Raw genomic sequence first — 14,002 nt, 5'->3', positions numbered from 1 at the left:
CATGTCTGCTAAAAAACGAGGTTTAGGCCGAGGACTCGATGCACTTTTAAGTTCGTCAAAGCCTGCACCGAGCGCAAGCAAGGAACAAGACACATCAAACGTGACTGAAGCTGTAAAAAATGCAGCTGGGCCAAATAACAGTGAATTACAAAAACTTCCAATAGAGTTTTTACACTCTGGTAAATACCAACCTCGTAAAGACATGTCTGAAGAGGCGCTAGAAGAGCTTGCTAGTTCTATTCGCTCACAAGGTATTATTCAACCTATTGTTGTGCGCCCTATTGCACATAATAGCTTTGAAATTATTGCTGGTGAACGTCGCTGGCGCGCAGCGCAAATAGCTAAGCTTGAAACAGTACCTTGTATTATTAAAGATGTACCTGATGAAGCTGCCGTTGCGATTGCACTGATAGAAAATATTCAGCGTGAAGATTTAAATGCTATGGAAGAAGCAGTTGCACTTAACCGTTTACTAATAGAATTTGAATTAACACATCAACAAGTAGCTGATGCGGTGGGCAAATCACGTACCACAGTAACTAACTTACTTCGTTTAAATAATCTAAATAGCGATGTAAAAATTCTGTTAGAGCATGGCGATATTGAAATGGGCCATGCTCGTTGTCTTTTGGCTCTTGAAGGTGAAGCGCAGTCAGATGCTGCTCGTTTAGCTGTCGCTAAAGCATTAACAGTTCGAGAAACTGAAAAGCTCGTACGTTCAATTTTAGAACCTATACCTGCCAAAGAAATAACCGAAAAAGATCCAGATGTTAAGCAGTTAGAACAACAACTCGCTGAAAACCTAGGTGCTAAAGTAGAGATTAACTACAATAAAAAAGGCAAAGGTAAACTGGTTATTTCGTATACTAACCTAGATGAACTTGACGGCATTTTAAATCGTATCAATCACGACAATACCCACCATTAGTTTTCTACATGTCTAAAAAGGGACATTTGTAGCTATTTCGTGTTACAAAGCATCTACTCAAGTTGCAAAACTGGCAGGATTAAGTATAATTTCGCCAGTTTTCACACCCTAACAATTAGAACGCAATAAAGGTTAACTAAACGTGACTGATAAGTTAGCGAGTCCATATCGACTTGCCGTATTAAAGTTAATTTGCCTTCAGGGTGTTGTAGCATTAGTTGCTGCTGTAATTATTTTTTTTAGTTCGGGAGTCAATGCCGCGTCTTCATCACTCGCTGGTGGAGCTGTAGCAGTACTTCCGCACTTTGTATTTGCACTCTATGCATTCAGATATATGGGTGCAAGTCGAGCAAATCAAGCGTATGCCTCGTTGAAACGCGGCAACGGATTAAAGTTTATGCTAACAATTGTATTGTTTGCGCTAGTACTGAAGCATTTTCCGGTAATTTTATTACCCTTTTTTAGTACTTATATACTGGCGCTCTTTACTGGATTGTTCGCACCCGTTTTTTTTAAACATTAACTTTTGGGATATAACATGGCAGCAGAAGAAGTTACTCTATCTGGCCATATCCAGCACCATTTGACCAATGCTAAGATGTGTTCGACCGATACAGGTCTCGCCTTCAATAAAGCATGTACGGACAGTGGATTCTGGACATGGCATATAGATACCCTTGCATGGTCTATCGGTTTAGGTCTTATATTTTTATGGATCTTTCGTAGTGCCGCTAAAAAATCAACACTAGGTGTACCTGGAAAATTTCAGTGTTTTATTGAAATAATCGTAGAATTTGTTGGTGACAACGTACGCGATACTTTCCATGGTAAAAGCAAACTTATTGCACCATTAGCCTTAACGATTTTCGTTTGGGTGTTCTTAATGAACTTAATGGATTTAATACCCGTTGATTTCCTTCCAGCATTTGCAGGTTTCGTTGGTGAGACTGCATTTGGCATGGATTCACACGATGTGTACATGAAAATTGTACCAACGACTGACATTAATATGACTTCAGCGCTAGCGCTGGGTGTATTTATACTAATGGTTGGTTTTTCAATCAAAATAAAAGGTATTGGCGGGTTTATTAAAGAGTTAACGCTTCATCCGTTCAGCTCAAATAACATGTTTGTTCAAATTATTTTGATACCATTTAACTTATTACTTGAACTGATTGCACTCGTTTCTAAACCGTTTTCATTAGCACTACGTTTGTTTGGTAACTTATATGCTGGCGAGTTGATTTTCATCTTGATCGGCGCTATCGGTTTTATGCAACTACCGTTGCACTTTGTTTGGGCTGTATTCCATATTCTAGTTATTACATTACAAGCATTCTTATTCATGATGCTTACGATTGTATACCTAAGCATGGCAAGTTCAGATAATCACTAATTTTTAGATTTACAATTTTACTTTTACTTTTAACTTTACAATTGAAACTTTGGAGAAATAAATGGAAGCTTTAGAATTATTAACAGGCTTAAAATACATCGCAGTAGCTTTACTAATCGGTTTTGGTGCAATCGGCACAGCAATCGGTTTTGGTAACATGGGCGGTAAATTCCTTGAAGCATGTGCGCGTCAACCTGAGCTTGCACCTTCGCTACAAGTTAAGATGTTTATTCTTGCTGGTCTAATCGATGCTGTAGCAATGATTGGTGTTGGTATCGCTATGGTATTGTTGTTCGTACTTTAATTTTATTTTTTGAACAGCTTACTATTTAAGGAGGAGCGGTTGTGAATTTAAACGCCACTCTTATCGGTGAATTGATTGCGTTTACGGTGTTCGTATTATTTTGTATGAAATACGTATGGCCACCACTAAACGGTGCAATTGAAGCTCGCCAGAAAAAAATCGAAGATGGTTTAGCTGCCTCTGATAGAGCCGAAAAAGACTTAGAACTTGCGCAAAAGAAAGCTGCTGAACAGCTTAAAGATGCAAAAGCTCAAGCGGCTGATATCATTGATCAAGCTAAAAAGCGTGCAGTGCTAATTGTTGACGAAGAAACACTTCGTGGTCAGCAAGAGCGTGAAAGTATCATTGCTCAAGGGCACTCTGAAGTTGAGTCTGAACGTAATCGCATAACAGAAGAGCTACGTAAGCAAGTAGCAACGCTGGCAGTGATTGGTGCAGAACGTATTTTAGAGCGTGAAATTAATCAAGCCGCACATAGTGACATCGTTGAAAAACTTGTCGCTGAGCTGTAATTAGGAGGGTATGAGCATGTCTAATTTGACTACTATCGCTCGCCCATACGCTAAAGCGGCTTTTGAACTTGCCGTTGAGAAAGGCACTCTTGAAAGCTGGAACGATATGTTGTTCTTTGCTGGCCACGTAGCCAGCAATGAGCAAGCATCATCTGTTTTAGCGAGTATGCCTACAGCTACTGCACAAGCTGAATTATTTATTCAACTTTGTGCTGAGCAGCTCAACGAACAAGGTCAGAACCTAGTTAAGGTGATGGCTGAAAATGGACGTTTGATAGCTCTACCTGAAGTTGCACAGTTATTTGCTGATTTTAAAGCAGAATACGATAAAGAAATCGAAGTAGATGTGATTTCTGCAACTCCTCTTGTTGCTGCGCAGCAAGAGTCATTGGTAGCGGCACTTGAAAAACGTTTCGCACGCAAAGTTAAGCTGAATTGTAGTGAAGACGCGTCAGTGGTTGGCGGACTTATTATTAGGTCTGGCGACACTGTAATCGACGGTACTATTCGCGGTAAATTAAGCCGCTTAGCTACAACACTACAATCGTAATTGGGAAAAAGAGCATGCAACTTAATTCCACTGAAATTTCAGATCTGATCAAACAACGTATTGAGAAGTTCGAAGTTGTAAGTGAAGCTCGTAACGAAGGTACTATTGTATCTGTTACTGACGGTATCATCCGCATCCACGGTCTTGCTGACTGTATGCAAGGTGAAATGATTGAGCTTCCTGGCAGCCGTTATGCTATCGCACTAAACCTTGAGCGCGACTCAATTGGTGCAGTAGTAATGGGTCCGTACGCTGACCTTACTGAAGGCGTAAAAGTATATACTACTGGTCGTATTTTAGAAGTTCCTGTTGGTCCTGGTCTACTTGGTCGTGTTGTAAACACACTAGGTGCTCCAATCGATGGTAAAGGCGCTCTAGATAACGACGGGTTTGAACCTGTAGAAAAAATCGCACCAGGTGTAATCGAGCGTAAATCTGTAGATGAGCCAGTTCAAACTGGTTATAAATCTATTGATGCGATGATTCCAGTTGGTCGTGGTCAACGTGAGCTTATCATTGGTGACCGCCAAACAGGTAAAACTGCACTAGCAATCGATGCAATCATCAATCAAAAAGACACAGGCGTTAAGTGTGTGTACGTTGCGATTGGTCAAAAAGCGTCTACTATTGCAAACGTAGTTCGTAAATTAGAAGAGCATGGTGCACTAGCAAATACTATCGTAGTTGTTGCATCTGCTTCTGAATCTGCGGCACTTCAGTACTTAGCACCGTTCGCGGGCTGTACTATGGGTGAATACTTCCGTGACCGTGGTGAAAACGCATTAATCGTATATGATGATTTGTCTAAGCAAGCAGTTGCTTACCGTCAAATTTCATTACTACTTAAGCGTCCACCAGGCCGTGAAGCATACCCAGGTGACGTATTCTACCTTCACTCTCGTCTTTTAGAGCGTGCATCGCGTGTAAACGCAGATTACGTTGAAAAGTTCACCAATGGTGAAGTAAAAGGTAAAACTGGTTCATTGACGGCATTGCCAATCATTGAAACTCAAGGCGGCGACGTTTCTGCGTTCGTACCGACTAACGTTATCTCTATCACCGATGGTCAGATCTTCTTAGAAACTGACTTATTCAACTCAGGTATCCGTCCGGCAGTAAATGCTGGTATCTCGGTATCGCGTGTTGGTGGTGCTGCACAAACTAAAATCGTTAAGAAACTAGGTGGCGGTATCCGTCTAGCCCTAGCTCAGTACCGTGAATTAGCTGCGTTCTCGCAGTTCGCGTCTGACCTTGATGATGCAACTCGTGCTCAACTTGAGCATGGTGAGCGTGTAACAGAGCTAATGAAGCAGAAACAGTACGCGCCAATGTCTGTTGCTGATATGTCTTTGTCGTTATTTGCTGCTGAAAAAGGCTTCCTTCAAGACATCGAAATCTCGAAAATCGGTGACTTTGAAGCTGCTTTACTTTCTTATGCAAGTAGCACATACGCAGAGCTTGTGGCTCAAATCAATGAAACTGGTAACTTAAATGCCGAGATCGAAGCGCAGCTTAAAGAACTTCTAACGAAGTTCAAGTCTACGCAAACTTGGTAATTTAGTTATTAATGGTGCGCTTTAGGAAACTAAAGCACACCTTGATTCGGAGAGAGAGTCATGGCCAGCGGAAAAGAGATTAAAAGCAAGATCGGGAGTATTAAAAATACTCAAAAGATCACTAGCGCAATGGAAATGGTTGCTGCGTCTAAAATGAAAAGGGCGCAAGAACGCGTTGCTTCAAGCCGTCCATACGCTGACAAATTACGTGAAGTAATTGGTCGTGTTGCTCAAGCAAATCTTGATTTTACTCACCCGTTCTTAAAAGATCGTGAAGTAAAACGAGTTGGTTATATTGTTATCTCTACAGACCGTGGTCTGTGTGGCGGTCTAAACTCAAACGAGTTTAAGAAAGTTGCACTTGATGTTAAAGCGTGGAAAGAAAAAGGTGTTGATGCTGAATTTGCTACTTTAGGTAGTAAAGCAGCTGGTTTCTTCCAACGTTTTGGTGGTCAACTACTCGCTAAAAAAGCGGGCCTAGGAGATAAACCTTCAGTACAAGATGTTATTGGTCCTGTAAAAATAATGCTTGATGCATTTTCTGAAGGCAAAATAGACCGTTTATTCTTGGTATATAACAAGTTCGTTAATACCATGAAGCAAGAGCCAATTATAGATCAGTTACTCCCTTTGCCAAAAGCTGAAGAAGAAGTATCTGCTCACACATGGGATTACTTATACGAGCCAAACCCAGAGGCTATTTTAGAGTCTTTGTTAGTACGCTTTATTGAGTCTCAAGCATACCAAGGTGTAGTAGAAAATGCTGCCTCTGAACAAGCTGCTCGTATGGTTGCAATGAAAGCTGCAACTGATAACGCAGGTGACCTTATGGATGAGCTACAGCTTGTTTATAACAAGGCTCGCCAAGCAGCAATCACACAAGAAATTAGTGAGATTTGTTCTGGCTCAGCAGCAGTTTAATGCTTCGGGTAAAGATTAACGAGAGGAATAGACATGAGTTTAGGTAAGGTCGTCCAAATTATCGGCGCCGTTGTGGATATTGAATTTCCACAAGATAGCGTGCCAGCGGTATACCACGCACTAAGAGTTACAGATGGCGATTTAGCTGGTTTGACTTTAGAAGTCCAACAACAGCTAGGTGGCGGTGTAGTGCGTACTATCGCTATGGGTACTACTGATGGTTTACGTCGTAGTGCTTTAGTTATGAATACAGGTGAATCGATTCAAGTTCCAGTTGGTACTGCAACACTTGGTCGTATCATGAACGTACTTGGTGAGCCAATCGATGAAGCGGGTCCAATCGGCGAAGAAGACCGTATGTCTATTCACCGTGCAGCGCCTTCTTACGAAGAGCAATCAAGTTCAGTTGAACTTTTAGAAACAGGTATCAAGGTTATCGACCTTGTATGTCCGTTTGCTAAAGGTGGTAAAGTTGGTTTATTCGGTGGTGCTGGTGTTGGTAAAACCGTAAACATGATGGAACTTATCCGTAACATCGCAATCGAGCACAGCGGCTACTCAGTATTCGCAGGTGTTGGTGAGCGTACACGTGAGGGTAACGATTTCTACCATGAGATGAACGATTCAAACGTACTTGATAAAGTATCGCTTGTATACGGTCAGATGAACGAGCCTCCAGGTAACCGTTTACGCGTAGCGTTAACTGGTCTTACTATGGCTGAAAAGTTCCGTGACGAAGGTCGCGATGTACTTTTCTTCGTAGATAACATCTACCGTTATACACTTGCTGGTACAGAAGTATCTGCACTACTTGGTCGTATGCCATCAGCGGTAGGTTACCAGCCTACACTTGCTGAAGAAATGGGTGTACTTCAAGAGCGTATCGCTTCTACTAAGACGGGTTCAATTACTTCAATCCAAGCGGTATACGTACCTGCGGATGATTTAACAGATCCATCTCCAGCAACTACCTTTGCTCACTTAGACGCAACAGTAGTACTTTCACGTGATATCGCATCGCTTGGTATCTACCCAGCGGTAGACCCACTTGATTCATCTTCACGTCAGCTTGATCCACAAGTAATTGGTGAAGAGCACTATGGTATTGCACGTGGCGTTCAAACAGTTCTTCAGCGTTATAAAGAACTTAAAGACATCATTGCAATCCTAGGTATGGACGAGCTTTCTGACGAAGATAAGCAACTTGTATCTCGTGCACGTAAAATCCAACGTTTCCTATCTCAGCCATTCTTCGTGGCAGAGGTGTTTACAGGCGCGTCTGGTAAATACGTATCACTAAAAGATACAATTGCTGGCTTTAAAGGCATTTTAAACGGCGAGTTTGATGACCTTCCAGAGCAAGCGTTCTACATGGTTGGCTCTATCGAAGAAGCTCAAGAAAAAGCCAAAGGCATGTAACTAGGAGGGTAGTATGACAGCTATGACTGTACATCTTGACGTAGTAAGCGCTGAGCAGAGTTTGTTCTCTGGTCTTGTTGAATCGATTCAAGTATCTGGTAGTGAAGGCGAGCTGGGTGTAAACCTAGGCCATGCTCCACTACTAACTGCCCTTAAACCTGGTATGGTACGTTTAGTTAAGCAATTTGGTCACGAAGATGTGATATATGTTGCTGGCGGTACATTAGAAGTTCAACCAAATCACATCACGATTCTTGCAGATACTGCGGTTCGTGGTGAAGATTTAGATGAAGATTCTGTACAAAAAGCTAAACGTGAAGCTGAAGAACATATGGCGAATTCGTCAGCTGTTGAGTTTGATTATCAGCAAGCGGCTACGCGACTGGCAGAAGCAGTTGCTCAGTTACGCGTAATTCAGCAATTACGTCACAAGTAAGCCTATCCGGTTTTTAAAAGCCCACTTTGAGTGGGCTTTTTTGTGCCTATAATTTAGATATTTAATAGCCGTTTTTTATAAATGCTAAATAATGGGTTTATCAGATTGTTATCTACACATTTACACTTATATCCTTAACCAATCCTCGCTACAATAACGCCATTCAATTAAGTGTGTTTTTCAGTCAAGATTCAGTACTAATAAACTAACCTACTGAGTATTTGCACAAGAAGTGATTTACGTAATCTTCTGATCAAACATAAAACTTATTTAGCTAAAACAACGAAAAAAGGAAATTGTTTTAATGGCTCTAACAACAGTTATTCTTGCTGCGGGTAAAGGTACTCGTATGCGCTCTGCTCTACCTAAAGTTCTGCACAACGTTGCAGGTAAACCAATGGTGCAGCATGTCATTGATAATGCGATGGCATTAGGTGCAACAACTACAAACTTAGTTTACGGACACGGCGGCGAACTATTACAAAAACAACTTGCCGATAACGATGTAAATTGGGTACTCCAAGCAGAACAACTTGGTACTGGCCACGCAGTAGCTCAAGCTAACCCACACATTAATGACGACGACACCGTACTTGTTTTATACGGCGATGTACCACTTACAAAGCAATCAACGCTTGAGCGCTTATTAGCTACAACACCTAAAAATGGTTTAGCGGTATTAACAGTTAATTTGGTTAACCCAAATGGTTACGGACGTATGCTGCGTGAAAATGGCAAGCTTGTTGGTATTGTTGAGCAAAAAGATGCAAGTGCAGAGCAGTTACTTATTAGCGAAGTAAACACCGGCATTATGGCGGTTAACGGTAAGCTTTTAAAAACATGGTTAGGCAATCTATCTAACAACAATGCACAAGGCGAATACTACCTTACAGATATTGTTGCTATGGCTCACCGTGAAGGTGTAGAGATCACTTCAGCTCAGCCAGACCATGCAATGGAAGTTGAAGGCGCAAACAACCGCGTACAACTTGCAGGCTTAGAGCGTGCTTATCAAGCATGGCAAGCAGAAGAGTTAATGTTAAATGGCGCAACACTTGCTGACCCTGCGCGTATTGATGTGCGAGGAACAGTTACCACCGGAGAAGATGTACTTATCGATGTAAACGTTATTTTTGAAGGCACAGTCACGCTTGGTAACAATGTACAAATTGGCCCTAACTGCGTACTTAAAAATTGTAGTATTGGCGATAACGTTGTCATTAAAGCTAATACACTGATTGAAGATGCCACAGTTGCTGATAAATGTACGCTGGGTCCTTATGCTCGCCTTCGCCCTGGCGCTGTAATGGAAGAAGACTCGCACATTGGTAACTTTGTAGAGATGAAAAAAACCCGATTAGGTAAAGGCTCTAAAGCCAACCACTTAAGTTATTTAGGTGATGCTGAAATTGGCGAAAAAGTAAATATTGGTGCAGGCACTATTACCTGTAACTACGATGGTGTTAATAAAGCAAAAACTATTATTGGCGATAATGCCTTTATTGGCTCTAATTCATCACTCGTTGCCCCTGTAAATATAGGTGCAACTGCAACAATTGGTGCAGGCTCTGTGATCACCAGTACTGTTGAAGATGATCAACTAGCAATCGCACGCTCTAAGCAGCGTAATTTAACTGGCTGGAAACGACCTGTTAAAAAATAACAATAGAGGCTACTTAGGTAGCCTTTTTATTTAAGTTGAAATTTAAATTGCTCTTTATAGCGTCTAGATAAGTTAAGTACTTTACCTGTTGTTAGTTTTATTTCACTGTCGCCACTGGGGAGTGGTGTAATGGACTCCACTTTATTGAGTTTTACGCCATGGCTGCGGTGAATTCTACAAAATCCCTGTACTTCAAGTTGTTTGCTCAATGCTGTAAGCGTTGCCCTTAACGGATATATGCGTGAGCCTATATGTAGGTTTACATAATTACCTGACGATTCAAGCCAATCAACATCCTCTATTTTTATAATGAATTCCTTACCGAGCTTTTTAACTAATAAGCGGTTTATGGTCGATGTCGTTTGTTGCTCACTTTCTTCAATTGAAGAGGCTTCACCTAGTAACTGCTGCATCACGTATTGATATACTTTGATAAGTACTATGAAAAACACAAAGCTTATAGCGTCTTTCTGGTATTCATAAATAAGCTCAAACCAGCTAAGTCCAAAGTTGTAAGACCCATCATTCAACAAATATATGAATTTACGAACTCCTACCATAATACCAACGTGTAACACGCTAAATATAATAGAGGCACCAAAGTACATACCTAATGAGGCCGTAATGTTTTGCCAATTAAAAGGTAAGTATCTTAAAAACCAAATTAAAATAGGGAATATAAGCAAAGTACTCAAGGCACTTGAATACTCCCAAACAAATGGTTCCCACGCTAAAAAAGTTAAAGCCCCTTCTCTTTGGGCTTCCATTATTTGGGTTGTAGCGTTTACTGTATTATTAATTAATACGTAAGCACACAGTAGTACTGATGCGTAAATGCTTTGAAAACGTTGAAAGTGCTGTAGGTTCATAAATGTATGCTTATTGCTGACGTGGCACGCTTATCCCTGTATACCACCTTTTATCACTATTGCTTGTAATATAAGCACTTATAGATAGTTTTAGCGAGAGCTTTAGGTATGAATAACGCATAAAATTCATAAAGTAGTAAAAGCATGAACACTCAAACACAACAACCTTCATTAGTTAATTCGCGTAAATATTATCTTGATTGGCTTAGGGTAATCGCATTTGCGTTGCTAATTTTTTATCACATTGGCATGTTGTATAGCGAAAACTGGGGATTTCATTTTAAAAGTAATTATACATCACAGTATGTTGAATATTTAATGTTGGTGTTTTCACCTTGGCGCATGTTGCTCATTTGGTTTATATCGGGCGTAGCACTGCGTTTTATGATTGATAAAGTACGCAGCTTTAAGTCTTGGTTACATTTCACCTTATACCGCTCTATTTTTTTACTATTACCCTTGCTGGTGGGGTTATGGTTAATCGTGCCTTTACAGCTGTTTGCAGAAATGTCACAGCAAGGTGTTATTGATATTAGCTATTGGCAATTTTATTTAGCTTTTATAGAGACTAACAATACGCTTTTTATTAATTATCAGTCTGGTGTGTGGCCGAATGTGGATGTAAATCACTTATGGTATTTGCGCTCGTTGTGGCAATTTATGCTGATCATTATTGTTTTAACTCTTTTTGCACGCTTGCCCTTTATTGCGCCTTTAAAAGCCTTTGTTAAAGGGGGGATATCATTTGGGTTTTTAATTACCTTACTTATTATTGCCACACTATTTACAAGCCATTACTTAACTGGCGATTCAATCAGAGAAACTAACGGCTTAATACTGCTACTCGCAGGATACATACTTGCTAAAAACACTTATTTTTGGAACTGCTTAAATAAAAACTTGGTATTACTGGCTTTGAGTTTTGCGGTTTTGTTTGTACTTATAATATTAAGTTATCAGAAGGTGTTTACTCTTCCTCATTTTATTTTAAGCGGTAGCTACAATATTCAACGTGTTGTAGGTGTATTTTTTGTACTTGCGCTCGCTCACCGATTTTTAAATTTTAATATCTACTATTTAAAGCAACTCAATACATGGGTGTTTCCCTTTTATTTATTGCATCAAAGCATATTGATTATTTTGTGTTTTTTACTGCAACCTTTAAGTTTAGGGGCTGTTGTTGAACCATTCATTATTATTACAGGGACTTGGTCTTTTTGCGGTGTTATTGCATGGGGTATTACACGTATTGATGTATTTAGACCTTTGCTAGGGGTTGCAATTAAACGAGAGTATTCCTCGACTGTAAAAACGATTGGCTATACGGCCGCTTTAATTTTAATAACTCCGCTAGCGTATAAGCTAATTACTTAGACTAAGAGGCTGTATTAAAATTGCCATAATCTTGTCATGCCGGTGTGTTGATATTTAGCAAATACAATACTAAGGAAAATCACATGTTTAAAAAGTCAATTATCGCGCTGTCACTTGTATCTGTTTTTACTGGTTGCTCACTTGATGGTGACGATGGTCAAAACGGCTCTCAAGGATTACAGGGAGAACAGGGCACACCTGGAACTAATGGGTTAAATGGTATAAATGCCAATTCAGCATTAAATATTAACCTTGTGGGTAGAGGTGTATTAAATGCACAAAGCCCAGAAGGTGCAGCTGAAATAGTTGCATATCAAGCATCTAAAAAATGGATTTACGCTATTAACAGTTCAGGTGATGATGCTGTTGTTAATATTTTACCCGCAGACGCCTTTGATACTGCCGCACTTGTTAAAGATAACGAAGGGGTTATAAGCGCCACAAACTTAACCTCGGTCATTACGCTACCTTTAAACGACAACACCCAAGGCGATGCAAACAGCATTGCTATTGATGAAAACAATAATTTACTAGCGGTTGCAATGGCTGCTGAAAGCACGGGTGATGAAGGTCAAATTGCTTTTTACGATATAAGCGGCGACTCACCTGTATTTATTAAAAATGTTACAGTCGGATTTTTACCAGACATGGTGACGTTCACCCATGATGGCGCAAAGGCAGTGGTTGCTAACGAAGGTGAACCAAGTGGCGACTACAGCGTAGATCCTGAAGGTTCTATTAGTATTATCGATATAACAAATAATGTAATAGTCGATACAGCAATAAATATTGATTTTAAAGCCTATAACAACAAACAAACCGAACTAGAAGCGCAAGGGGTAGTTTTTGCAAATCCAAATGGTCGTACTATTAACGGTAATCTAATAAATACCACAGTAGCTATGGATTTAGAGCCCGAGTACGTTAGCATTTCTAAAGATAACAAATATGCTTATGTATCTATTCAAGAAAACAATGCACTTGCAATAGTTAACCTACAAGACAACAGTCTTGAGCTAAAGGGCTTAGGCTTTAAAAATTGGTCAAGCTTACAACTTGATGCCTCAGATAAAGATGGCGGCGTTAATTTTAAATCATACCCAGGGCTCTATGGTATGTACCAGCCCGATACTATCTCAAGCTTTAGTTGGAAAGGCGCTAACTTTATAGTCACTGCCAACGAAGGTGACGCAAGAGAATACTTTTTTGATACAACGGATGAAGCAGACTGTATAGCAAAGGGCGGACTTGATTACGATGAAGACGATGGCTGCTTAGCTTATATAGATGAAAGCCGCGTTGAAGACTTAAATCTTGCTGCTAATTTTGATTACTTAAATAACGACGATAACGATATTGGTCGCTTAAAAGTAACAACAATAAAAGGTGATACCAATAACGACGGACAATACGAATCGCTTTACGGCTATGGCGCACGTTCTTTTACTATTTGGGATAGCAATGGGCTGGTGGTTTTTGATTCAGGTGACGATATAGCACGTATAACAGCATCTGTGCATGGTGAATCATTTAACAATAATGAAGATGAAAACAATGGAGACTCACGTTCAGATGATAAAGGCGCAGAGCCTGAAGCACTGGCTATTGGTACAATTGACGATCGTACATTTGCTTTTATTGGTTTAGAACGTATGGGCGGTATTATGGCTTACGACATTACTAATCCATACAATGTGCAATTTGAAGACTACTTCTATAATAGAGGCTTAATTAAAGGAGCGAATATTACAGGCGATTTAGCACCTGAAGGAATAGTATTCGTTTCAGCAGAGCAAAGTGCCACTGGAAACCCACTCTTAATCGTTGGAAATGAAATATCAGGCTCTATTGCCGTATGGGAAATAGCATCTAAATAAATCTTTAATTTTAAATAAAGCTGTGTGTTGTTTGTTTAACATACAGCTTAGTTTAAACCTTACGAATACATCATCAATTGATACATAAGTTATGGGTGTTTTTTAAACTAAAAGTATCCTGCAGCCCTTTATTTGTATAGCTTTCATACTAAATTCATTTAATTGTCAAAAAGCTGAAATAAAACATTGACCCTCGC

General features: G+C 40.1%; 14 protein-coding genes. 13 read left to right on the top strand and 1 reads right to left on the bottom strand.

What is annotated here, in order from left to right; genetic code table 11:
• Position 1: 1 nt before the first annotated feature.
• The 11 genes from I6E80_RS19390 to glmU all read left to right on the top strand — a co-directional run bounded on the left by I6E80_RS19390 (position 2) and on the right by glmU (position 9,685).
• Positions 2–928, top strand: a complete 927-nt coding sequence (locus I6E80_RS19390; RefSeq protein ID WP_197186260.1) for a ParB/RepB/Spo0J family partition protein — start codon at positions 2–4, stop codon at positions 926–928.
• Between the two features lie 142 nt (positions 929–1,070).
• Complete coding sequence (locus I6E80_RS19385; protein WP_197186259.1) at positions 1,071–1,451, top strand: ATP synthase subunit I; 381 nt, start codon at positions 1,071–1,073, stop codon at positions 1,449–1,451.
• Positions 1,452–1,466: 15 nt separating this feature from the next.
• Complete coding sequence (atpB, locus tag I6E80_RS19380) at positions 1,467–2,324, top strand: F0F1 ATP synthase subunit A (protein WP_004335244.1); 858 nt, start codon at positions 1,467–1,469, stop codon at positions 2,322–2,324.
• A gap of 61 nt (positions 2,325–2,385) precedes the next feature.
• Positions 2,386–2,628 carry a F0F1 ATP synthase subunit C gene (atpE, locus tag I6E80_RS19375; protein WP_007585980.1) on the top strand — a complete coding sequence of 81 codons (243 nt, stop codon included), beginning with the start codon at positions 2,386–2,388 and terminating at the stop codon, positions 2,626–2,628.
• A gap of 41 nt (positions 2,629–2,669) precedes the next feature.
• Positions 2,670–3,140 carry a F0F1 ATP synthase subunit B gene (gene atpF, locus I6E80_RS19370; RefSeq protein WP_004335264.1) on the top strand — a complete coding sequence of 157 codons (471 nt, stop codon included), beginning with the start codon at positions 2,670–2,672 and terminating at the stop codon, positions 3,138–3,140.
• 16 nt (positions 3,141–3,156) lie between these two features.
• On the top strand, positions 3,157–3,690 hold the full coding sequence (gene atpH, locus I6E80_RS19365; RefSeq protein ID WP_024599967.1) for a F0F1 ATP synthase subunit delta: 534 nt from the start codon (positions 3,157–3,159) through the stop codon (positions 3,688–3,690).
• Between the two features lie 14 nt (positions 3,691–3,704).
• Positions 3,705–5,246: a F0F1 ATP synthase subunit alpha gene (gene atpA, locus I6E80_RS19360; protein ID WP_024599968.1), complete on the top strand. Its 1,542-nt coding sequence runs from the start codon at positions 3,705–3,707 to the stop codon at positions 5,244–5,246.
• Between the two features lie 60 nt (positions 5,247–5,306).
• Positions 5,307–6,167 (top strand): F0F1 ATP synthase subunit gamma, encoded by an 861-nt coding sequence (atpG, locus tag I6E80_RS19355; protein WP_008172041.1) that lies wholly within the window; start codon positions 5,307–5,309, stop codon positions 6,165–6,167.
• Positions 6,168–6,200: 33 nt separating this feature from the next.
• Positions 6,201–7,586, top strand: coding sequence for a F0F1 ATP synthase subunit beta (gene atpD, locus I6E80_RS19350; protein WP_024599969.1), 1,386 nt, complete (start codon positions 6,201–6,203; stop codon positions 7,584–7,586).
• Between the two features lie 13 nt (positions 7,587–7,599).
• The gene (locus tag I6E80_RS19345) at positions 7,600–8,022 is read left to right on the top strand and encodes a F0F1 ATP synthase subunit epsilon (protein ID WP_007377666.1); all 423 of its coding nucleotides are present in this window, start codon (positions 7,600–7,602) and stop codon (positions 8,020–8,022) included.
• A gap of 304 nt (positions 8,023–8,326) precedes the next feature.
• Positions 8,327–9,685, top strand: a complete 1,359-nt coding sequence (glmU, locus tag I6E80_RS19340) for a bifunctional UDP-N-acetylglucosamine diphosphorylase/glucosamine-1-phosphate N-acetyltransferase GlmU (protein ID WP_197186258.1) — start codon at positions 8,327–8,329, stop codon at positions 9,683–9,685.
• A 26-nt stretch (positions 9,686–9,711) separates the two neighbouring features.
• Here glmU and I6E80_RS19335 read toward each other — a convergent pair whose 3' ends face one another.
• Positions 9,712–10,554, bottom strand: a complete 843-nt coding sequence (locus tag I6E80_RS19335) for a LytTR family DNA-binding domain-containing protein (protein ID WP_197186257.1) — start codon at positions 10,552–10,554, stop codon at positions 9,712–9,714.
• A 144-nt stretch (positions 10,555–10,698) separates the two neighbouring features.
• Between I6E80_RS19335 and I6E80_RS19330 the strand changes: the two genes are divergently transcribed.
• Together I6E80_RS19330 and I6E80_RS19325 are read left to right on the top strand one after the other, a co-directional pair.
• Positions 10,699–11,928, top strand: coding sequence for an acyltransferase family protein (locus I6E80_RS19330; RefSeq protein WP_197186256.1), 1,230 nt, complete (start codon positions 10,699–10,701; stop codon positions 11,926–11,928).
• 83 nt (positions 11,929–12,011) lie between these two features.
• The gene (locus tag I6E80_RS19325) at positions 12,012–13,805 is read left to right on the top strand and encodes a choice-of-anchor I family protein (protein ID WP_197186255.1); all 1,794 of its coding nucleotides are present in this window, start codon (positions 12,012–12,014) and stop codon (positions 13,803–13,805) included.
• The last annotated feature ends 197 nt before the right edge of the window (positions 13,806–14,002 follow it).

Origin of the sequence: Pseudoalteromonas sp. NSLLW218, assembly GCF_015864775.1 — a bacterium.
Classification (GTDB): domain Bacteria; phylum Pseudomonadota; class Gammaproteobacteria; order Enterobacterales; family Alteromonadaceae; genus Pseudoalteromonas.
The sequence above is the reverse complement of the archived record's forward strand: the minus strand, read 5'-3'. Positions and strand labels throughout refer to the sequence as shown.

What these genes read in the sequence shown, in the direction of transcription:
- I6E80_RS19390 (WP_197186260.1), top strand. Translation starts at nt 2, where the DNA reads ATGTCTGCTAAAAAACGAGGTTTAGGCCGAGGACTCGATGCACTTTTA.
- atpB (WP_004335244.1), top strand. Translation starts at nt 1,467, where the DNA reads ATGGCAGCAGAAGAAGTTACTCTATCTGGCCATATCCAGCACCATTTG.
- atpE (WP_007585980.1), top strand. Translation starts at nt 2,386, where the DNA reads ATGGAAGCTTTAGAATTATTAACAGGCTTAAAATACATCGCAGTAGCT.
- atpH (WP_024599967.1), top strand. Translation starts at nt 3,157, where the DNA reads ATGTCTAATTTGACTACTATCGCTCGCCCATACGCTAAAGCGGCTTTT.
- atpA (WP_024599968.1), top strand. Translation starts at nt 3,705, where the DNA reads ATGCAACTTAATTCCACTGAAATTTCAGATCTGATCAAACAACGTATT.
- atpG (WP_008172041.1), top strand. Translation starts at nt 5,307, where the DNA reads ATGGCCAGCGGAAAAGAGATTAAAAGCAAGATCGGGAGTATTAAAAAT.
- atpD (WP_024599969.1), top strand. Translation starts at nt 6,201, where the DNA reads ATGAGTTTAGGTAAGGTCGTCCAAATTATCGGCGCCGTTGTGGATATT.
- I6E80_RS19345 (WP_007377666.1), top strand. Translation starts at nt 7,600, where the DNA reads ATGACAGCTATGACTGTACATCTTGACGTAGTAAGCGCTGAGCAGAGT.
- glmU (WP_197186258.1), top strand. Translation starts at nt 8,327, where the DNA reads ATGGCTCTAACAACAGTTATTCTTGCTGCGGGTAAAGGTACTCGTATG.
- I6E80_RS19335 (WP_197186257.1), bottom strand. Translation starts at nt 10,554, where the DNA reads ATGAACCTACAGCACTTTCAACGTTTTCAAAGCATTTACGCATCAGTA.
- I6E80_RS19330 (WP_197186256.1), top strand. Translation starts at nt 10,699, where the DNA reads ATGAACACTCAAACACAACAACCTTCATTAGTTAATTCGCGTAAATAT.
- I6E80_RS19325 (WP_197186255.1), top strand. Translation starts at nt 12,012, where the DNA reads ATGTTTAAAAAGTCAATTATCGCGCTGTCACTTGTATCTGTTTTTACT.